We start from the raw sequence: 19,795 nt of genomic DNA, 5'->3' as shown, positions 1-19,795 counted from the left end.
AGGGCCTACTCCGCCGCGACCCGGACGCCGGCGGGCACGTCAGGGAAGAGGCAGATGACCGTGGTGCCGCGGTCCTTGCCGCTGTCGATGCGGACCGAACCGCCATGCAGTTCGACGAAGCTCTTGACGATCGACAGGCCGAGGCCGGCGCCGCGCTTGCGGCCGCCATTGACGCGGGATTCGAAGCGCTGGAACATCGTGTCGAGCACTTCCGGCGGCATGCCGGGACCGTCGTCATGGACGGAGAATTCGACACCTTCGGCAAGCTGGCGGCAGGCAAGCGTGATGGTGCTCGCGGCGGGCGCGTAGTTCACGGCATTGCTGAGCAGATTGTAGAGGATCTGGCGCACGCGGGTCTCGTCGCCGTTGAAGCTCTTGGGCGCGCTTTTGACCTCGATGGCGAGCTTGATCGAGTGCTCCTCCAGCCGGTCGGCCACAAGCTCGGCCGCCGCCTCAATGGCGCGGTCGACGTGAACTTCCGATATGTCGAGCTGCATGATGCCGGCGTCGACAGTGGCGAGGTCAAGGATGTCGTTGACGATGGTCAACAGCACGCCCGACGACGAGCCGATATGTTCGACATATTCGCGCTGGCGCGGCGACAGCGGTCCGGTGCCGGGCAGCGACAACAGCTCGGTGAAGCCGATGATGTTGGTCAGCGGCGAGCGCAGCTCGTAGGACACGTGCTGGACGAACTCGTTCTTGATCTGGTCGGCGCGCCGCAGCGCCTCGTTCTTGTCCTTCAGCGCGCGCTCGACATTGACGCTGTCGGTGACGTCGACAAAGGTCAGCATCACCTGGCCATTGGGCAGGTGAATGACGGCATGCTGCAGCACCGAGCCGTTCTTGAGCTCAGTCTGGCCATGGCGGTCGCTGCGCTCATCGAAGCCGGTGACAGCGGAGACGAAATCCCCCCACGGACTTTTGTCGGCGCGCGTGTCGCATTCGGCGCGGATGGCAGAGATATGCGTGCTCTGCCGCAGCGCTTCAGGCGAAACGCCCCACAACTGGCCGAAAGCCGGATTGAACAGGCGGATGCGGCCGTCGGGTCCGAAGACGACGACGCCTTCGGCGAGATTATCGAGGGTTTCGCCCTGCACCCGCACGGCGGTGGTGTAGCGGCTTTCGAGATCGATCCTTTCGGTCAGGTTCTCGAACACCCAGGTCACGCCGCCCTTGGGCTGCGGGTTGGCAACGACTCGGATGGTGCGGCCATCTGGCAAGTGCCAGAGATGCTCCTGCGGATCGACGGCGCGATAGGCCGAAAGCAGGTTTTCCTTCCAGCGGCGCCATTCCTGCTGCTCGGGCAACTTGCGTTCGCTGCGCAGGCGATCAAGCAGCAGCGCGTTGTCGGGGGCGCTCGAGATGTAGCCGGCGTCGAGGTCCCAGAGCTTCTGGAAGGCGTTGTTGTAGAACCGCAGCTTCTGGCCGGCGTCGAAGGTGGCGACTGCGGTGGCGACCTGGTCGAGCGTGTCGGCGTGGCTGCGCACGACCAGGCTATATTCCTCGCGGATGGCTTCGGCGGCACTCATGTCGGCGGCGATGCCGGCGGAGCCTTCCTTGCCGACAATGTCGGTGACGGCAAACATCTTGCGGTCGCCGTCGATGACTGTCGAAAGCGTCTGCTGGAACAGAGGCCGCAGCTGATGCTGCTGGGCGATCGCTTCGCGGGACTGGGTGCCGAGGAACTCCTTGCCGTCGCGGATGGCGGCTGATGAGTCCACTGCCTCAACGGCCTTCGCGAAGGCCTTGTTGACCCATTTCAGGCGGCCGTCGCCATCGCGCATCCAGAACGGCATGTCGATGGCATCCATCAGGCCGATCAGCGTCTCGTATTCAGCGCTGAGGCGCTGGTTTTCGAGCTTCAGCCGTGCCTGGCCGCGCTGCGCCTCGGAAATCGAAACGAAGCGGACAATGACATGCGCGCCGCTCTTGCGGCCGTGGACCTCGAGCGCGGCGTTGGCATGGGTCTCGGCGATCAGCTCGAAGGCGGTTCCCTTGTCGCGCAACGCGGCGATGGCGTTTTCGAGCGCCGCGGCCGAACGCGGCATCAGCCAGCGGCCGAAGCCGAGGAAGGCGGCGCGGTCATCAGGCGCTCCTGTCTCGAGCGGCAGCGAACCGACAAGCTCCGGCTTCTTGTTCTCGTTGGCCCAGACGATGACGCGCTGGTCGCGCAGATTGAGCAGGGCCTCGGAGCGCTGCAGCGATGCATTGAGATCGGCGACGCGGCCCCGCAGTTCGGCGTTCTCGGCGCCAATGCGCCCTTTTTCGCGGATCAGCGCGATGGCGGAGATCAGCGCGGCGCCCATGACGCCGACGAACATGGCAAGCTGGATGACTTCGGCGGTGCTCACGGGCAGGCTGGCAACGGCCGCCTGCTGGGCATGGGCGAAGCCGAAAGGCGCGCAAAGAGCGGTAGCGCCAAGCAGGACGACAGCGGCGCGGCCGCCGAGCCGACGCATGGTCTGCCACCTGCCGCTGGAACGGGCCATCTGCGAATCCTGGTGGCCGCCGGAAACGGCCTGTCCCGCTGGAAGCGGGTATTCCCCCGGCATGTCTTGTTCCTCTCCGCCGCCTGAATGCAAGACCGCCCTGAAGCGCCCCAAAATCCCGCCGAGGACGGGCGCGTGACGAATCACGTCACAATACCCGGTAGGCGAATCGCCGTGAAGAAGGCGATTGCTCAAAAAGAGAAGCCGGGCGAAAGTCAATCGCCCGGCTTCAACATGTGGTATGTTTATTCGCTATGGTTAATAGCGGTAGTGTTCCGGCTTGAATGGACCCTTCGGCGTAACGCCGATATAAGAGGCCTGTTCGTCGCTCAGCGTGGTCAGCCTGGCACCGAGCTTGTCGAGATGCAGGCGCGCGACCTTCTCGTCGAGGTGCTTGGGCAGCACATAGACCTCGTTCTTGTACTGGCCAGGCTTGGTCCAGAGTTCGATCTGGGCCAGCGTCTGGTTGGTGAACGACGCCGACATGACGAAGCTCGGATGGCCGGTCGCGTTGCCGAGGTTGAGCAGACGGCCTTCCGACAGCAGCAGCATGCGCTTGCCATCCGGGAAGGTGATCATGTCGACCTGCGGCTTGACGTTGGTCCACTTCAGGTTGCGCAGAGCCGCGACCTGGATCTCGTTGTCGAAGTGGCCGATGTTGCCGACGATGACCATGTCCTTCATCAGGCGCATGTGGTCGAGGGTGATGACGTCCTTGTTGCCGGTCGTGGTGATGACGATGTCGGCGTTGGGAGCAGCGTCTTCCAGCGTAACGACTTCAAAGCCGTCCATGGCCGCCTGCAGCGCGCAGATCGGATCGACTTCGGTGACCTTGACGCGGGCGCCAGCGCCCTGGAGCGAGGCTGCCGAGCCCTTGCCGACGTCGCCGTAACCGCAGACGACGGCAACCTTGCCGGCCATCATGACGTCGGTGCCGCGGCGGATGCCGTCGACCAGCGATTCCTTGCAGCCATACTTGTTGTCGAACTTCGACTTGGTGACCGAGTCGTTGACGTTGATCGCAGGGAAGGGCAGCAGGCCCTTCTTCTGCAGCTGATAGAGACGGTTGACGCCGGTCGTGGTCTCTTCGGTGACGCCACGGATGGCGGCCTTGTGCTTGGCGAAGAAGCCTGGTGTCTCCGCCATGCGCTTCTTGATCTGGGCGAACAGGATCTCTTCCTCTTCACTGCCCGGATTGGACAGCACGTCCTCGCCAGCTTCGGCGCGGGCGCCGATCAGAATGTACATGGTGGCGTCGCCGCCATCATCGAGGATCATGTTGGTGGCACCGCCGTCGGTCCACTGGAATATCTGGTCGGTGTACTGCCAGTACTCCTCAAGCGTCTCGCCCTTGACGGCGAAGACCGGGATGCCGGCTTCGGCGATTGCCGCGGCAGCGTGGTCCTGCGTCGAGAAGATGTTGCACGAGGCCCAGCGGATGTCGGCGCCGAGTTCCTTCAGCGTCTCGATCAGCACGGCGGTCTGGATGGTCATGTGCAGCGAGCCGGAAATGCGCGCGCCCTTGAGCGGCTTTGCTTCACCGAACTCCTCGCGGCAGGCCATCAGGCCCGGCATTTCGGTTTCGGCGATCTCGATTTCCTTGCGACCCCAGCCGGCGAGCGAAATGTCGGCGACCAGATAATCCTTGCTACCCGTCATGGCTTGCTCCGATTCCTGTTTACTGCGCGCCGAGCGGGAGGCTTGAAAGGGCGCGCTAAAGATCGGCCTGACTACCAGATCAGGCCGTCATCGACAATGGGACATAAAGAAATCTTTATTCGTGCATGTCACCAGGCAGATGCGCGGCGATCAGCACTCCTCGCCGAAGCGCGCGGCAACGAGCGTCGCAAGCGCTTCCATCGCCTGGTCGGCCTCGGGGCCGCTCGCGGTCACCCGGATCGTGCAGCCGGGGCTGGCGGCTAGCATCATCAGGCCCATGATCGACGTGCCGCCGACCGAGATGCCGTCTTTCTCGACGCTGATGGAGGCCTGGAATTCGCCTGCGATCTGGACAAACTTGGCCGAAGCGCGCGCGTGCAGCCCGCGCTGGTTGACGATGGCGAGGTCGCGGACGACGTGGCCCTTCTCGGGCGAGTAGGGCATGCCGCTCATTTGCCGCTCAGCACCTGGCTTGCCACATTGATATATTTGCGGCCCGCGGCCTGCGCCTCGTCGAGGGCGCCCGGCATGTTGTCGGCCTTGCGCACGCTGGTCAGCTTGATCAGCATCGGCAGGTTCATGCCGGCGATGACCTCGACACGGCCGGCTTCCATCACCGAGATGGCGAGGTTCGACGGCGTACCGCCGAACATGTCGGTCAACACGACAACGCCGGTGCCGGTGTCGGCACGGGCAACGGCATTGATGATGTCGCTGCGGCGCTGCGCCATATCGTCATCGGCACCGATTGAGACGGTCTCGAAATTCTCCTGCGGTCCGACGACGTGTTCCACGGCATGGCGGAACTCCTCAGCCAGTTGACCGTGCGTCACAAGCACGAGTCCGATCATTCTGTCATGGCTCCCGTCATGGCCCTTTCACAGCCGCGCAGTATTTTTGCCGCCTCCTTGGGGGCGGGAGCGCTATCTTGTCGACGGCGAGGGCGTTTACAAGCCCCAATTTACGGCACGACATGCCATTTTGACGCAATGCAGCAAAAATGTTGGGCAGCTTCAGGCCAGGAACGAGGCACCAAGCGAGGCGAGGACGGCGGGCATGGCCGCAGCAGTTTCGCGCTCCGCGAGCATCAGCATGGGCACGCCACAACCCAGAAGAAGCTCACTTGCCGGCTCGGGAAATCGCTCGACCTCTTTGGACGGAACAAGCCTGACAAGCAGGTCGACTGCGGACGCAGCCTCATGTTCGGCAGGGACGGGGCCCAACCCCCGGACTTCCACAAGGCCGGCAATCGTCGATGGGGCGTGGCAGACGAGCCTTCCTTGATAGGCAGAAAGGAACACCTGATCGTCCGACACGAGCCTGGCGAAACGGCCGGCCGCGCGGAACTTTTCAACCAGCGCCAAGGCCAGCGCGGTCTTGCCCGAACCTGACGGACCGGCCACCAGCACACCGCGCTCGCCGAGCACGATCGCCGTTGCATGCATGTTGAACGGCTGCACGGATCAGCTTTCGGCGGGGAAGGCGACGATGAAACGCGCGCCCTTGATATCGCCCGGCTTGGTGCCGGTGATGTTCTCGGCCGTCAGCGTGCCGCCATGGGCCTCGACGATCTGACGGCTGATCGACAGGCCGAGGCCCGAGTTCTGGCCGAAGGCTTCGCCGGCGGGTCGGTCGGTATAAAAGCGCTCGAAGATGCGGTCGATGTTTTCGGCACGGATGCCGGGGCCATTGTCCTCGACCGTGATGACGTTGAACTTGCCGACCCGCGCCAGCGAAATGGCGATGTGGCCATGATCGTCGGGCACGAAGGAGCGGGCGTTTTCGATCAGGTTGGTGATGACCTGGCCGATACGCAAATCGTGGCCGGCAACATTGTAGTTCTTCGCGCCGGCCGGCAGCTTGGCCGGGTTGAATTCGATCTCGACCGGCTTCTTGTGACGGCCGGTCTCCCGCGACACCGCAACCAGGTCGCCGATGAACTTCCTGAGGTCGACCTTGCTCGCATCTTCCCTTGCGAGTTCGGCGTCGAGACGTGATGCGTCGGAAATGTCTGTGATCAGCCGGTCGAGGCGGCGGACATCGTGCTGGATGACCTCCATCAGGCGCGCACGCGAGCTCTCGTTCTTGGCGAGCGGCAAGGTCTCGACCGCGCTGCGCAGCGAGGTCAGCGGGTTCTTGAGCTCATGCGACACGTCGGCGGCAAAGCTTTCGATCGCCTCGATGCGGGCGTAAAGCGCATTGGTCATGTCGCGGACGGCAACCGACAGGTTGCCAATCTCGTCCTGGCGGTCGGAGAAATCGGGGATCTCCTCGCGGTTCTTGCCGCCGCGCCGCACGCGGTTGGCGGCCGCCGACAGGCGGCGCAAAGGCGTCGCGATCGTCGATGCCAGCAGCATCGACAGGATGGCGGTGACCAGGGCAGCGACGCCGAAGACGCGCAGGATCGCCTTCTGCTCGGCGGCGACGATCTTGTCGATATCGCCGCCCTCGGTCGACAGCATCAGCACGCCGAGAACGGCGCGGAAGCGCTGGATCGGCACGGCGACCGAAACGATCTGCTCGCCCTGTTCGCTGACGCGCACGATGGTCGCTGGTCCGCCGGTCAGGGCCTGCACGACTTCGGGGAAGGCTGCGCCGTTGCCACCGGGCTGCTCCTTGTAGACCGGCAGCGAGGAGTCGACGAAGAAGTCGAAGACGAACTTCTGCGCCCGTTCGATCAGCGTCGGCTCTTCTTCCTCGACCGGCGGCAGGTCATAGCGCAGGATCTGGTGGCGCGAGTCGAGCAACAGGTTGGCGTCGCGGTCGTAGATGCGGGCGCGCGTCCGCGTCGGCGAGATCAGGCGGCGCAGCAGCGGCGCCACGCGTTCGGGATTGATCGGAAAGTCGAGGCTGTCGAGCTGGTCGGTACCGGGACCAAGGCTCTCGCCGGCCTGCAGCTCCAGCAGCTTCTCGGGGTCGATCCTGATGGCATCGGTCTCGACCGTGGCGGACGAGGCGATGGCGCCGGCAATGATGCCGCCTTGCGTCATCAGGCTTTCGACGCGCGCTTCGATCAGCGCGCCGCGAAACGCGTTGAGATAGAAGATGCCAGCGACCAGCACGGCCAGCCCGGCAAGATTGAGGAACAGGATACGACGGGTCAGGCTCGAAAAGAAGTAATGGCCGAGCAGGCGGCTTAGCCGGATCCTGGTCCGGTCGAGAAACAACAGGCGTCCACGCGGCCGCCTGGAGGCGGTCGCGTGCTTCCTGAACTCTGCTTCCCTCGCCATTGTGATCTCAGCCCTCGCCGGAATCACGCTTCGCGGAATCTGTAGCCAACACCATAGAGGGTTTCGATCATCTCGAAGTCGTCGTCGACAGCCTTGAACTTCTTGCGCAGACGCTTGATGTGGCTGTCGATGGTGCGGTCATCGACATAAACCTGCTCATCATAGGCCGAATCCATCAGAGCGTCGCGGCTCTTGACCACGCCGGGGCGCTGCGCCAGCGAATGCAGGATCAGGAATTCGGTGACGGTGAGCACGACCGGCTCGCCCTTCCAGGTGCAGGTGTGGCGCTCCTGGTCCATCACCAGTTGGCCACGCTCGAGCGAGCGGGCCTGCTGCGTCGGCGCCTTGGTTACTGCTTCGCGGGCACTTGCCCGGCGCAACACGGCACGCACCCGCTCAACCAGCAGGCGTTGCGAGAACGGCTTGCGGATGAAGTCGTCGGCGCCCATCTTGAGGCCGAACAGCTCGTCGATCTCGTCGTCCTTGGAGGTCAGGAAGATCACCGGCAGGTCGGTCTTCTGGCGCAGCCGGCGCAAAAGCTCCATGCCATCCATGCGCGGCATCTTGATGTCGAGGATGGCGAGGTTCGGCGGACGCGCGGCCAGACCTTCGAGCGCCGACGCACCATCCGTGTAGGTCTCGACGCGATAGCCCTCGGACTCCAGTGCAATCGAAACCGATGTCAAAATGTTGCGGTCGTCGTCGACAAGCGCGATCGTTGCCATTTCCTGCTGCTCCCTCATGAGCCGGTGTCCCTTCCTGCTTCGAGCAGGGCTTGTGCAGGACAAATTAGGTACAAAATGTGGCATAGCCTCCGTTCGAGGAGAGCGCAACCGCCATGCCTTGTGACTGCCTTATATGGGGCGGCGGTGCCAAAGCTCGAACAAAAAACCGCCGATCTTGTGTGGGCCGCGTGGCGGCTCCCCATCTTTTAAACGATTTAGATAAATTTCAAAATTTTTAAATCGATTAATGATTTGAAATCGCTGATCTTTTCTGTTTCTGCCTGCCTCAGTCCCGTTGGGACAGCGGCGTCCGGCCCGCAGACCGGACACAGCGGCAAAGCTACGAGGCTTCACTAGATGACCGAAACCGGTAAGCGAAATCCCGCCTGCGGGATCGAAACGGCAGGGCTCAAAACGTCGGGCACGGTCCGCTACAACTTTGGCGCTGCATTTCTCACGGAAGAAGCGATCCGCCGCGGCGAGGCCCGCCTGACCGCTCACGGCGCACTCGTCGCCGAAACCGGCCAGCACACCGGCCGCTCGCCCAAGGACAAGTTCGTCGTGCGTGACGAAAACACCGAAGCCCATGTCTGGTGGGACAACAACAAGCCGATCAGCCGTGCGCAGTTCGATGCGCTGCATGCCGATTTCCTGGCCCAGGCTGCCGACAAGGATCTCTATGTCCAGGATCTGATCGGCGGCGCAGACCGCTCGCTGTGCCTGCCGACGCGCGTCGTCACCGAATTCGCCTGGCATTCGATGTTCATCCGCAACCTGCTGATCCGTCCGACGGAAGCCGAGCTTGCGGCCTTCGTGCCCGAAATGACGATCATCGACCTGCCGTCGTTTTGCGCCGACCCGGCCCGCCACGGCACCCGCACCGAGACCGTGATCGCCGTCGACCTGACCCGCATGATCGTTTTGATCGGCGGCACGGCCTATGCCGGCGAGATGAAGAAGTCGGTGTTCACGGCGCTCAACTACCTGCTGCCGGCCAAGGGCGTGATGCCGATGCACTGCTCGGCCAATGAAGGCCCCGACGGCGACGCCGCCGTGTTCTTCGGCCTGTCGGGCACCGGCAAGACGACGCTGTCGGCCGACCCCAAGCGCACGCTGATCGGCGACGACGAACATGGCTGGGGCCCGGACGGCATCTTCAATTTCGAAGGCGGCTGCTACGCCAAGACCATCCGCCTGTCGGCCGAGGCCGAACCGGAAATCTTCGCCACCACCCAACGTTTCGGCACCGTGCTCGAAAACGTCGTGCTGGACGACAACCGCGTTCCCGACTTCAATGACGGCTCGCGCACCGAAAACACCCGCTGCGCCTATCCGCTCGACTTCATCCCGAATGCCAGCGCCACCGGCCAGGCCAGCCATCCGAAGAACATCATCATGCTGACGGCCGATGCCTTCGGCGTGATGCCGCCCATCGCCAAGCTGACCCCGGCGCAGGCGATGTACCACTTCCTGTCGGGCTACACGGCCAAGGTCGCGGGCACCGAGCGTGGCGTGACCGAGCCGGAAGCGACGTTCTCGACCTGCTTCGGCGCCCCATTCATGCCGCGCCATCCTTCGGAATACGGCAACCTGCTGCGCCAGCTGATCGCCGAGCACAATGTCGACTGCTGGCTGGTCAACACCGGCTGGACCGGCGGCGCCTATGGCACGGGCTCGCGCATGCCGATCAAGGCGACACGCGCGCTGCTGTCGGCAGCGCTCGACGGTTCGCTGAATTCGGTCGAGTTCCGCACGGACGCCAATTTCGGCTTCGCCGTGCCGGTCTCGGTGCCCGGCGTCGACGCCAGGATCCTCGACCCGCGTTCGACCTGGGCCGACGGCGCTGCCTATGACCGCCAGGCCAGGAAGCTGGTCTCGATGTTCGTCGAAAACTTTGGCAAGTTCGAAAGCCATGTCGACGCGTCAGTGCTGGGCGCGGCCCCGCAGGTGCGCGAGGCGGCCGAGTAGAGACCACTATCGTCCGAAGCACTTCCGGAAGGCCCGGTTCATCGCCGGGCCTTTTCTTTTCGGCAGCTACACGGCATGACTTGGCGCATGAGCGCCGACGACAAGATTTTCATCGCCAACGACGTGGTCATCCACCCCGATGACCTCGTGGAGAACTTCATCCGCTCCTCGGGGCCGGGCGGCCAGAACGTCAACAAGGTGGCCACAGCGGTGCAGTTGCGCTTCGACGCGGCGAACGCGCCGGGGCTGCCCGAACGGGTACGCGAGCGCACCATCAAGCTCGCCGGCCAGCGCGCGACCAAGGACGGCGTCATCGTCATCGAGGCCGGGCGCTACCGGACGCAGGAGCATAACCGGGCCGACGCGCGGGCAAGGCTGACGGCGCTCGTCGCCAAGGCGGCCGAGCCGCCGCCGCCGCCGCGCAAGAAGACCAGACCGACAAAGGGGTCGGTCGAGCGCAGGCTGAAAACCAAGTCCGGCCGCTCGACAGTCAAGAAGCTGCGCGGGCGGGTCGACGGCGATTAGATCGCAAGTACTGATCCTGCTTCCAATTTGGTTTTGCAGGTGCCAATCTCCGGCGACTGCCACAGCAAGGGAGACCACGAATGGGCATGTTCGATTTCGTCAAGAATGTCGGCAAGAAGCTTGGTTTCGGCGATGATGAGGCTCCGAGCGCCGACACGCTGAAGAAGGAACTCGACTCGCACAAGCTCGGCACCGACAACGTGCAGGTCGTGGTCAAGGGCGATACCGCCGTGCTGACCGGCGTGGTCAAGGACCAGTCGATCTTCGAAAAGGCTGTTATCGCCGTCGGCAACACGCTTGGTGTTTCCAAGGTACAGGCCGACGAGCTGAAGGTGGTGGCGCCGGATTCGGGCTTGAAGCTCGACGGCAAGGTCGACATGACCGAGTTGGTCAAGGCGGCGACGCCGGCCAAGGTGCCGGTGTTCTACACGGTCAAGAAGGGCGACAACCTGTCGAAGATCGCCGAAGCCCAGTACGGCAAGGGCAAGGCGTCGAAATACACCGTCATCTTCGAGGCCAACAAGCCGATGCTGACGCATCCCGACAAGATCTATCCCGGCCAGGTGCTGCGCATCCCCGATATCGCGACGGCCTGATCCCGGCACACCCCTATTCATGCGAGCGGCGGCTTTCGGGTCGCCGTTCTGCTTTTCAGGTGACATTCTGGACGGCCAGATCGAACGAGGCAGCAGAAACGTGCTCGTATTGCCCAAAGGTGTCCGCCACATGCCCGGCTTCCTGTCCCGCGAGGTGCAGGAAGGGCTGGTCGAGAGTATCCGCGAGGTGGTGAAGGCAGCGCCGCTCTACACGCCCGCCATGCCCAAGACAGGCAAAGAAATGAGCGTGCGGATGACCAATTGCGGCAGTCTCGGCTGGGTCACCGACAAGGAAGGCGGCTATCGCTACCAGCCGACCCATCCGGTGACCTGCGCGCCGTGGCCGCCGATTCCTAAGATGCTGCTGTCGCTGTGGCGCGAGGTTGCAGGCTATCCGCATCCGCCCGAGGCCTGCCTCGTGAATTTCTACACCGACACGGCCAAGATGGGCCTGCACCAGGATCGCGACGAGCGCGAGTTCGAAGCTCCTGTCGTCTCGGTATCGCTGGGCGATGCCTGCCTGTTTCGCGTTGGCGGGACAAGGCGCGATGACCGAACGGTATCGTTCCGGCTGGAAAGCGGTGATGTCGTGGTTCTTGGCGGGGAGGGGCGGCTCGCTTTCCATGGCGTCGACCGCATCTATCCGATGACTTCTGCGCTGCTGAAGCAGGGCGGACGGATCAACCTGACGCTGAGGCGGGTGACAAGGCCGGCCTGACGGCCGAACGCGCGCGCTTGTGCGAAAATCCGGCGGCCCGGAAGTGCGATCAAAGCTTGCGGATCGCCACTTCCTCGACCAGATGTCCAGCGCCCTTCTTGAGGATCAAGTCGGCGCGCGGCCGCGTCGGCAGGATGTTCTCGCGCAGGTTCTTGAGGTTGATGTTGGCCCACAGCCCCTCGGCGATGGCGCGGGCGGCATCTTCCGACAGCTGCGAATAGCGGTGGAAGAAGGACTGCGGATTGCGGAACGCCGTTTCCCGCAACCGCATGAAGCGGTCGATGTACCACTCGTGGATGATCTGCTCGTCGGCGTCGATATAGATCGAGAAGTCGAAGAAATCGGAGACGAACGGCACGAAGTTGCCGTCCTTGGGCAGCTCGCGCGGCTGCAGCACGTTGATGCCCTCGAAGATCAGGATGTCGGGTCGGTCGACGGTGACGAACTCGCCCGGCATGACGTCATAGGTCAGGTGCGAATAGACCGGCGCGCGGACATTGGGTTGGCCCGACTTGATGGCCGACAGGAAGCGCAGCAGGGCGCCGACGTCGTAGCTGTCGGGAAAGCCCTTGCGCTCCATCAGATTGTCGCGGCGCAAGACCTCGTTGGGGTGGAGGAAGCCGTCGGTGGTGACGAGATCGACCTTCGGGCTCGATGGCCAGCGGGTCAGCAGTTCCTTCAGTATGCGCGCCGTGGTCGACTTGCCGACCGCGACCGAGCCGGCCATGCCGATGATGAAGGGTGTCTTGGTGCCCTTCTTCTCCGAGTTGAAGAAACGCTGGCGCTGACGGAACAGCTGCTGGCTGGTCTCGACGTGGGCGGACAGCAGACGCGACAACGACAGATAGATGCGCCGCACCTCGTCGAGATCGATCGGCTCGTACATCGAGCTCAGCCGCGCAACCTCGTCCTGGGTCAAGGTCATCGACATGTCGGCGCCGAAGCCGGCCCAATGCTCAGCCTTGAAGAACCAGTATGGAGAATACTTCTCCGTCGGCGCGAGTTGATCCATCGAACCTCCCCTGCGGGACCTGACCAGCGGTCAGCCCTCGTTCTTTCGCGAGGCCTTTTCGGCAATTCCGGACTGCGAGGTGCGCCGCTCCAGCTCGGCCATCACGTCAGCCATCGGAATGCCGGCGACGGCCAGCACGACGAGCCAATGATAAATGAGATCGGCACTTTCCGAAACGAGGGCGCTATCGTCGCCTTTGACCGCGGCGATGACTGTTTCGACCGCCTCTTCGCCGAGTTTCTTGGCCGCCCGTTCCATGCCGCTCTGGTAGAGCTTCGCCGTCCATGAATTGGCGTCGCCCGAGCGGGCGCGCTCTGTGACGATCTTTTCCAGGTCGGAAAGGGAAAATCCGCTCATCTTGGCCTCGGCACAAAGGTCAACCAATGGGATCGAGCCGCATCGGCAAGCCCGCTTTTGCCATGTGTGCCTTGGCCTCGGCAATGGTGTAGGTGCCGAAATGGAAGATCGAGGCGGCGAGAACAGCCGTGGCATGGCCCTCGCGGATGCCATCGACCATGTGATCGAGGTTGCCGACGCCGCCCGAAGCGATGACCGGCGCGCGCACCGCGTCCGCCACCGCGCGGGTCAACGCGATGTCGTAGCCGATCTTGGTGCCGTCGCGGTCCATCGAGGTCAGCAGGATTTCGCCTGCGCCGAGGTCGACGACCTTGCGGGCGAACTCGACGGCGTCGATGCCGGTGCGCTCGCGGCCGCCATGGGTGAAGATCTCCCAGCGGTCGGTCTCGTTTGGAGCCGACACCTTCTTGGCGTCCATGGCAACGACGATGCACTGGTTGCCGAACTTGTCGGCGGCCTCGGCGACGAAGGAGGGGTTCTTCACGGCTGCCGTGTTGATCGACACCTTGTCGGCGCCGGCCAGAAGCAGCTTGCGGATGTCTGCGACCTGGCGCACGCCGCCACCGACGGTCAACGGCATGAAGCACTGCTCGGCGGTGCGGGCGATGACGTCGAAGATCGTCTCGCGATTGTCCGACGAAGCGGTGATGTCGAGGAAGCAGAGCTCATCGGCACCGGCGGCGTCATAGGCCTTGGCAGCCTCGACCGGATCGCCGGCGTCGATCAGGTCGACGAACTGGACACCCTTGACGACGCGGCCGTCCTTGACGTCGAGGCAGGGGATGACGCGGGCCTTGAGGGTCATTTCCGTTCCTCGAAAAGGCCCGGCTCGGGCTTGAGCGTGCCGCGCAGGATCGCCAACGCCTCAGTCGGATCGATGCGGCCGTCGTAGAGCGCGCGACCGGAGATGGCGCCTTCAAGCTTTTTCGCGTCCGGCATGGTCATACGCACGATGTCGGCGATAGAGGCGAGGCCACCCGAGGCGATGACGGGGATCGAGACGGCCTCAGCGAGATCGATTGTCGAATCCCAGTTGATGCCGGCCAGCACGCCGTCGCGGTCGATGTCGGTGTAGATGATGGCGGCAACGCCGGCGCCCTCGAACTTCTTCGCCAGCTCGACCACGCCAAGGCTGGAGGCTTCGGCCCAGCCTTCGACGGCGACCTTGCCGCCCTTGGCGTCGATGCCGACCGCAACCTTGCCGGGGAACTTCTTGCAGGCTTGCTTGACCAGTTCAGGGTCACGCACGGCGACGGTGCCCAGGATGACGCGGGCGAGGCCCTTCGACAGCCAGCTTTCGATATGGTCGAGCGACCGGATGCCGCCGCCGAGCTGGACCGGGTTTTTGGTCGCCTTGAGGATCGACTCGACGGCCGAACCATTGACGCTCTCGCCGGCGAAGGCACCGTTGAGGTCGACCACGTGCAGCCACTCAAACCCTTGGTCTTCGAAGGCCTTGGCCTGCGCGCCGGGATCGTCGTTGTAGACCGTCGCCTGGTCCATGTCGCCAAGCTTGAGGCGCACGCACTGGCCATCCTTGAGGTCGATGGCGGGAAAAAGGATCATGCTCAGACGCCTTCGACGATGACGAACTTGCCGACGGAAGCGGCGTGGCGAAGCTTCACCACCTCCTGGTAAGCAGGTGAGTGGTAGCAGGCGATCGCCTGTTCGTAGGATTCGAATTCGACCAGGACGTGGCGGTTGCCGGTCGGGCCTTCCGGCTGGTCGTACTGGCCGCCGCGCACCAGAAGCTTGGCGCCATATGGCGCGATCGCCGCAAGGTTGGCCGCGATGTAGGCCGGATAGGCCTCGGGGTCGGTGATCTCGATCATCGCCATCCAGTAGGCCTTCTTGGTCGTCATGGCTTCCACCTCAGGAAATTGGCAATCAGGCCGAGGCCAAGCGCCTGGCTCTTTTCGGGATGAAACTGGGTGCCGACAAGATTGTCGCGCGCCACCGCAGCGGTGACCCGGCCGCCATAGTCGGCGGTCGCAAGAACCTGTTTTTCGTCAGTTGCGTCGAGATGGTAGGAATGCACGAAATAAGCATGCAGGCCATCAGGTCCCGTCGGGATGCCGTCGAACACCGGATGGGCATGTTTCACGTGAATCGTGTTCCAGCCGATCTGCGGAATCTTCAGCGTCGGATCGCTCGGCGTGATCTCCTTGACGTCCCCAGCGATCCAGCCGAAGCCGTTGGTAACGGTCTTCTCCAGCCCGCGTTCCGACATCAGCTGCATGCCGACGCAGATGCCGAGGAAAGGATGCGCCTTGCGGATGGCTACTTCCTCGACGGCGTCCCACATGCCTTCCACCGCACGCAATCCACGCGCGCAGTCGGCATAGGCCCCCACGCCCGGCAGGACGATGCGGTCGGCGGTAAGGACGCGCTCGGCATCGGCTGTAAGCTCTATCTCGGCCGAAATGCCGGCTTCGCGGGCGGCGCGCTCGAAGGCCTTGGTTGCCGAGCGCAGATTGCCCGAGCCGTAATCGATGATGGCAACGCGCATGTCAGTTTCTTCCGGGATAATGCAGCAGGCCGAGCGCTCCACCAGCCGGTTGAGGCCTGGGCGTCGCGGGCGAAATCGTAACTGTCGGTGCGGGCTCTTCGTCGTCGATCAGGTCATCGGCGAAGAGGTAGCGCGTCTCGGCGTCCTCGATGGTATCGGCTTCGATCACGCCCCACTGACGCCAGCCCGCGCGGCGAAGGGCGGCGACGCGCAAGGCACCGCCTTCGAGGCCGACATAGAGTGAAATCAGCAGCGGCAACAGCGGTGCGGCAAAGGTCAGGCCAGCCGCCTCGCTCGCGATTGCAAGCGCCATAGTCACGGCAAGGGTCACCGCGGCCTCAAGCCAGAGGCGATGCCAAAGCAGCCAAAGCAGCGGCAGGACGAAGCCAAAGACATAAAAGCCGTCGCGAACGAAGACGGCAGCTTCCGAAGCGTTTTTTCCTGCCGAGGCAGGCGGCTCCATGACGACATGGATGGCCATGGCTATCCCTTCAGGCTGCCCTTGGTCGAGGGTACTGCGTCAGGCTGGCGCGGGTCGCTTTCAAGCGCCATGCGCAGCGCGCGCGCCACGGCCTTGAAGCAGGTTTCGGCGATATGGTGGTTGTTGGCGCCGTAATGATTGGTGACGTGCAGGGTGATGCCGGCGTTCTGGGCCAGTGCCTGGAAGAATTCGCGCACCAGCTCGGTGTCGAAGGTGCCGATCTTGGGCGCGGAAAAATTGACGTTCCAGACCAGGAACGGCCGGCCCGAAACGTCGATCGCCGCACGCGTCAGCGTCTCATCCATGGCGAGGTCGATCGAGGCATAACGCATGATGCCGCGGCGTTCGCCCAGCGCCTTGGACAAGGCCTGACCGATGGCGATGCCGCAATCCTCGACGGTGTGGTGATCGTCGATATGCAGGTCGCCTTTGGCCGACACTTTCATGTCGATCAGCGAATGCCTGGAGAGCTGGTCGAGCATGTGGTCGAAGAAGCCGACTCCGGTTGCCATCTCCGAACGGCCGGTGCCATCGACGTGAACCGAGACGGAGATCTCGGTTTCCTTGGTCTTGCGGCTGACTTCGGCGGAACGGGGGGCCATTGGCGGGTCCTTGTCCTTAAAAACGTCAGCCTAATAACAGCATGAGCGCCCGCTTGCCAATCGCCGCGAAACGGCATTTCGTCGATAGGCGCGCGGATTTGCATTCCTTGCGCCGCGTCATACATAAGACGCCAACTTCCACTCGTAACGCGCAAGCCGCCAAAGAGGGGCCGCGCGCCATCGGAGCAACATATGTCCAATGAACAGAGCATGCACGCCACGACGATCGTGACCGTGCGCAAGGGCAACAAGGTGGTCATCGCCGGCGACGGCCAGGTCAGCCTCGGCCAGACCATCATGAAGGGCAATGCCCGCAAGGTTCGCCGCCTCGGCAAGGGCAATGTCATCGCCGGGTTTGCCGGCGCCACCGCCGACGCCTTCACGCTTCTCGAACGCCTCGAAGCCAAGCTCGAGCAGTATCCCGACCAGCTGACGCGCGCCTGCGTCGAGCTCGCCAAGGACTGGCGCACCGACCGCTACCTGCGCCGCCTGGAAGCGATGATGCTGGTCGCCGACAAGAACGTGTCGCTGGCGCTGACCGGCACCGGCGACGTGCTTGAGCCGGAGTTTGGCGTCATGGCCATCGGCTCGGGCGGCAACTATGCGCTGGCTGCTGCACGCGCGCTGATGGACACCGACAAGGACGCCGAGGAGATCGCCCGCAAGGCGATGCAGATCGCCGCCGACATCTGTGTCTATACCAACCACAGCTTCGTGATTGAAACGCTCGATGCCGAGTGAGGCAGCCGCCCAGTACGACTTCCGCCCGGTCACCAAGGCCGACCTGCCTGTCATCAAGGCATGGTTGGCCCAGCCGCATGTCGCCGAATGGTGGGACGATCCCGAAACCGAGATCGCCCAGATCAAGGAGCACATCGACAGCATCTCGGTCGAACCGCTGATCATCGAGCTGAACGGCAAGCCGATCGGCTACCTCCAGAGCTACGATCCGCATATGGAGGACGACCATCCCTACCAGGACCAGCCCTTCGGCACGCTCGGCGTCGACCTGACGATCGGCGTGCCTGAGCTGGTCGGCAAGGGCCATGGCTCGGCGATCCTCGCGCAGTTCGTCGAGGAGTTGTTCGAGGAAGGCGTGCCGCGCGTGATCATTGACCCGCACCCGGACAACAAACGGGCGATCCGCGCCTATGAGAAGGCCGGCTTCGTGGCCTTCGACACGCGGACATCCGAATACGGTCCGGCATTGATGATGGCTCGCGATGCCGACGAGGAGGATTTCGACGCGTGAGCTTGGAGCAGGACGCGTCGGCGCAGCGCGAGCGGGTAGGCTGGTGGCTGCTGATTGCTGCGCTGCTCATCGCCGGGCAAGCAGCGGCTCTCTACTGGATGGGCCGGACCCCGATTTGCGAATGCGGCACCATCAAGCTGTGGCATGGCGTGGTGCAAAGCTCGGAGAATTCGCAGCATATCTCCGACTGGTACACATTCTCGCACATCATCCACGGCCTCCTGTTCTACGCGCTGCTGACCTGGCTTGCGCCCAAAAGCTCGCTGGGTTTTCGCCTGGCGGTGGCTATCGGCATCGAAGTGACGTGGGAGCTTGTCGAAAACAGCGACTTCATCATCAACCGCTATCGCGAGGGCACCATTTCCCTCGACTATTACGGCGACAGCATCCTGAATTCAGTGTTCGATACGCTGGCCATGGTGCTGGGCTTCGCCATGGCGGCGCGGCTTCCCGTCTGGAGCGTCGTTGCACTGGCCATCTTCTTTGAAATCGGCGTCGGTTACGTCATCCGTGACAACCTGACGCTCAACGTCATCATGCTTGTCCATCCATTCGATACGGTCAGGCAATGGCAGGCGGGGACCCTGTAGTGAACCAACTTTCGACACCGCCAGAAATGCTCGCCATTTCGCCCGATGTGCTACATGCCGCCGTGGCGAACGGGCTGGTGACGGCCGACCAGGCGCAAGGCCTGCGCGACCTGGAACGGGCCAGAACGCCAGCGCTCGAGGCCGAGCCGCATGACGACGAGAAGTTCCGTTTCATCAGCGGTTTCAGCGACATCTTCGTGACCATCGGCCTTGGACTGTTTCTCGGCGCCCTCGGTTATTTCTCCGGCGACATGATTGGAAATGCCGGCATGTTTGCCGTCGTGGCCGTAGCAAGCTGGCTTCTGGCCGAATATTTCACCCGCAAACAGCGCATGGCGCTGCCCAGCATCGTGCTGCTGCTGGTCTATGCGGGAACGGTCTTCTCGGCGGTTGCGGAAGCCTTCAACCCCAGCCCGGGCTTCGGCATGGGCCTCGGCAACCACGGCGGCTTGCCGATTGTCGTCGCCGGTCTTGTGACCGCCGGTGCAACCGCGTTGCATTACCGGCGTTTCCGGGTGCCCGTGACGATCGCAGCCGGCGTTGGGGCCCTTGTTGCCTCTGCCGTCGGGGTTCTTTTCATGGTCACGCCGGATTTCGCCATCCAGGCGGCCAAGCCACTGCTGCTCGCCTGCGGTCTTGCCGTGTTCACGCTTGCCATGCGTTTCGACCTGAGCGACCCGCAGCGCCAGACGCGGCGCACCGACATCGCATTTTGGCTGCACATGCTGGCGGCACCGCTGATCGTGCACCCGCTGGTGAGCGGCCTCGTCGGCGAGGGCGGCTCCGACATGGTCTCCGCCTGGAGCATCCTGGCGATCTTCATCGCGCTGGCGCTCGTCGCGCTCGTCGTCGACAGGCGCGCGATCCTTGTATCCGGCCTGTCCTACGCCGGGTTCGCCTTTGGCGCCCTTGTGGTGAAGGCCGGGCTGTCCGACAGCGTCGTGCCGCTGACCATGCTGGTGCTCGGCGCGCTTGTGCTGCTGCTCAGCGCCGGCTGGCATACGCTGCGCCGGACGCTTCTGCCCCTGCTGCCGGGTGCCCTTGCGCGCCGGCTTCCAGCCCATACATAAGCCCCAACT

23 protein-coding genes are annotated in these 19,795 nt (G+C 63.6%); 8 read left to right on the top strand and 15 right to left on the bottom strand.

The annotated features are described in order from the left end of the window. Nucleotides 1–5: 5 nt before the first annotated feature. The 7 genes from J1C56_RS26480 to J1C56_RS26450 all read right to left on the bottom strand — a co-directional run bounded on the left by J1C56_RS26480 (nucleotide 6) and on the right by J1C56_RS26450 (nucleotide 8,106). On the bottom strand, nucleotides 6–2,555 hold the full coding sequence (locus J1C56_RS26480) for an ATP-binding protein (RefSeq protein WP_214392994.1): 2,550 nt from the start codon (nucleotides 2,553–2,555) through the stop codon (nucleotides 6–8). 195 nt (nucleotides 2,556–2,750) lie between these two features. Next, on the bottom strand, nucleotides 2,751–4,151 hold the full coding sequence (ahcY, locus tag J1C56_RS26475; protein ID WP_214392993.1) for an adenosylhomocysteinase: 1,401 nt from the start codon (nucleotides 4,149–4,151) through the stop codon (nucleotides 2,751–2,753). Nucleotides 4,152–4,301: 150 nt separating this feature from the next. After that, entirely contained in the window at nucleotides 4,302–4,604 is a 303-nt protein-coding gene (locus J1C56_RS26470) for an HPr family phosphocarrier protein (protein WP_214392992.1), read from the bottom strand. Beyond that, nucleotides 4,601–5,002 (bottom strand): PTS sugar transporter subunit IIA, encoded by a 402-nt coding sequence (locus tag J1C56_RS26465; RefSeq protein WP_115729998.1) that lies wholly within the window; start codon nucleotides 5,000–5,002, stop codon nucleotides 4,601–4,603. The genes J1C56_RS26470 and J1C56_RS26465 overlap by 4 nt, the downstream gene beginning before the upstream one ends. A gap of 162 nt (nucleotides 5,003–5,164) precedes the next feature. Then, complete coding sequence (locus tag J1C56_RS26460; protein WP_338001508.1) at nucleotides 5,165–5,611, bottom strand: HPr kinase/phosphorylase; 447 nt, start codon at nucleotides 5,609–5,611, stop codon at nucleotides 5,165–5,167. 3 nt (nucleotides 5,612–5,614) lie between these two features. Beyond that, a complete protein-coding gene (locus tag J1C56_RS26455) occupies nucleotides 5,615–7,381 on the bottom strand; it encodes a sensor histidine kinase (protein WP_214392991.1) in 1,767 nt (588 codons plus the stop codon). Between the two features lie 23 nt (nucleotides 7,382–7,404). Beyond that, entirely contained in the window at nucleotides 7,405–8,106 is a 702-nt protein-coding gene (locus J1C56_RS26450; RefSeq protein ID WP_214392990.1) for a response regulator transcription factor, read from the bottom strand. Between the two features lie 357 nt (nucleotides 8,107–8,463). Here J1C56_RS26450 and J1C56_RS26445 point away from each other — a divergent pair, with 357 nt between their 5' ends. The 4 genes from J1C56_RS26445 (at nucleotide 8,464) to J1C56_RS26430 (ending at nucleotide 11,913) form a co-directional block, all read left to right on the top strand. Further along, entirely contained in the window at nucleotides 8,464–10,074 is a 1,611-nt protein-coding gene (locus J1C56_RS26445) for a phosphoenolpyruvate carboxykinase (protein ID WP_214392989.1), read from the top strand. 87 nt (nucleotides 10,075–10,161) lie between these two features. Further along, the gene (arfB, locus tag J1C56_RS26440; protein WP_214392988.1) at nucleotides 10,162–10,599 is read left to right on the top strand and encodes an alternative ribosome rescue aminoacyl-tRNA hydrolase ArfB; all 438 of its coding nucleotides are present in this window, start codon (nucleotides 10,162–10,164) and stop codon (nucleotides 10,597–10,599) included. Nucleotides 10,600–10,679: 80 nt separating this feature from the next. After that, nucleotides 10,680–11,195, top strand: coding sequence for a peptidoglycan-binding protein LysM (gene lysM, locus J1C56_RS26435; protein ID WP_214392987.1), 516 nt, complete (start codon nucleotides 10,680–10,682; stop codon nucleotides 11,193–11,195). A 100-nt stretch (nucleotides 11,196–11,295) separates the two neighbouring features. After that, nucleotides 11,296–11,913, top strand: coding sequence for an alpha-ketoglutarate-dependent dioxygenase AlkB family protein (locus J1C56_RS26430; protein ID WP_214392986.1), 618 nt, complete (start codon nucleotides 11,296–11,298; stop codon nucleotides 11,911–11,913). Nucleotides 11,914–11,962: 49 nt separating this feature from the next. On the opposite strand, the gene coaA is transcribed toward J1C56_RS26430, so the two are convergent. The 8 genes from coaA to hisB are packed head-to-tail and all read right to left on the bottom strand — an operon-like array spanning nucleotide 11,963 to nucleotide 16,874. Continuing rightward, nucleotides 11,963–12,925 (bottom strand): type I pantothenate kinase, encoded by a 963-nt coding sequence (gene coaA / locus J1C56_RS26425; protein ID WP_214392985.1) that lies wholly within the window; start codon nucleotides 12,923–12,925, stop codon nucleotides 11,963–11,965. A 30-nt stretch (nucleotides 12,926–12,955) separates the two neighbouring features. Next, nucleotides 12,956–13,282 (bottom strand): phosphoribosyl-ATP diphosphatase, encoded by a 327-nt coding sequence (locus J1C56_RS26420; RefSeq protein WP_214392984.1) that lies wholly within the window; start codon nucleotides 13,280–13,282, stop codon nucleotides 12,956–12,958. A 19-nt stretch (nucleotides 13,283–13,301) separates the two neighbouring features. Beyond that, nucleotides 13,302–14,087, bottom strand: coding sequence for an imidazole glycerol phosphate synthase subunit HisF (gene hisF / locus J1C56_RS26415; RefSeq protein ID WP_214392983.1), 786 nt, complete (start codon nucleotides 14,085–14,087; stop codon nucleotides 13,302–13,304). Next, a complete protein-coding gene (gene hisA / locus J1C56_RS26410) occupies nucleotides 14,084–14,848 on the bottom strand; it encodes a 1-(5-phosphoribosyl)-5-[(5-phosphoribosylamino)methylideneamino]imidazole-4-carboxamide isomerase (RefSeq protein WP_214392982.1) in 765 nt (254 codons plus the stop codon). Before hisA ends, hisF begins: the two co-directional genes overlap by 4 nt. A 2-nt stretch (nucleotides 14,849–14,850) precedes the next feature. Further along, the gene (locus J1C56_RS26405) at nucleotides 14,851–15,144 is read right to left on the bottom strand and encodes a DUF1330 domain-containing protein (protein WP_182576156.1); all 294 of its coding nucleotides are present in this window, start codon (nucleotides 15,142–15,144) and stop codon (nucleotides 14,851–14,853) included. Further along, nucleotides 15,141–15,791, bottom strand: a complete 651-nt coding sequence (gene hisH, locus J1C56_RS26400) for an imidazole glycerol phosphate synthase subunit HisH (protein ID WP_214392981.1) — start codon at nucleotides 15,789–15,791, stop codon at nucleotides 15,141–15,143. The genes J1C56_RS26405 and hisH overlap by 4 nt, the downstream gene beginning before the upstream one ends. Nucleotide 15,792: 1 nt before the next feature. Beyond that, nucleotides 15,793–16,272 carry a DUF2628 domain-containing protein gene (locus J1C56_RS26395; RefSeq protein ID WP_214392980.1) on the bottom strand — a complete coding sequence of 160 codons (480 nt, stop codon included), beginning with the start codon at nucleotides 16,270–16,272 and terminating at the stop codon, nucleotides 15,793–15,795. Nucleotides 16,273–16,274: 2 nt separating this feature from the next. Beyond that, nucleotides 16,275–16,874 (bottom strand): imidazoleglycerol-phosphate dehydratase HisB, encoded by a 600-nt coding sequence (gene hisB, locus J1C56_RS26390; RefSeq protein WP_018430533.1) that lies wholly within the window; start codon nucleotides 16,872–16,874, stop codon nucleotides 16,275–16,277. A gap of 192 nt (nucleotides 16,875–17,066) precedes the next feature. Here hisB and hslV point away from each other — a divergent pair, with 192 nt between their 5' ends. Genes hslV through J1C56_RS26370 form a run of 4 tightly spaced genes read left to right on the top strand, consistent with a single transcriptional unit; the run spans nucleotide 17,067 to nucleotide 19,786 of the window. Next, complete coding sequence (gene hslV / locus J1C56_RS26385) at nucleotides 17,067–17,615, top strand: ATP-dependent protease subunit HslV (protein WP_184768408.1); 549 nt, start codon at nucleotides 17,067–17,069, stop codon at nucleotides 17,613–17,615. Further along, nucleotides 17,605–18,126 (top strand): GNAT family N-acetyltransferase, encoded by a 522-nt coding sequence (locus tag J1C56_RS26380; RefSeq protein WP_214392979.1) that lies wholly within the window; start codon nucleotides 17,605–17,607, stop codon nucleotides 18,124–18,126. The genes hslV and J1C56_RS26380 overlap by 11 nt, the downstream gene beginning before the upstream one ends. After that, nucleotides 18,123–18,716, top strand: a complete 594-nt coding sequence (locus J1C56_RS26375; protein ID WP_214392978.1) for a DUF2585 domain-containing protein — start codon at nucleotides 18,123–18,125, stop codon at nucleotides 18,714–18,716. The genes J1C56_RS26380 and J1C56_RS26375 overlap by 4 nt, the downstream gene beginning before the upstream one ends. Further along, nucleotides 18,716–19,786 carry a hypothetical protein gene (locus tag J1C56_RS26370; RefSeq protein ID WP_338001507.1) on the top strand — a complete coding sequence of 357 codons (1,071 nt, stop codon included), beginning with the start codon at nucleotides 18,716–18,718 and terminating at the stop codon, nucleotides 19,784–19,786. Before J1C56_RS26375 ends, J1C56_RS26370 begins: the two co-directional genes overlap by 1 nt. Nucleotides 19,787–19,795 lie beyond the last annotated feature (9 nt).

It is taken from the genome of Aminobacter anthyllidis, assembly GCF_018555685.1.
Lineage (GTDB): Bacteria > Pseudomonadota > Alphaproteobacteria > Rhizobiales > Rhizobiaceae > Aminobacter > Aminobacter anthyllidis.
Note: the sequence above shows the minus strand (reverse complement) of the source record. Positions and strands in the feature narration are given on the sequence as shown.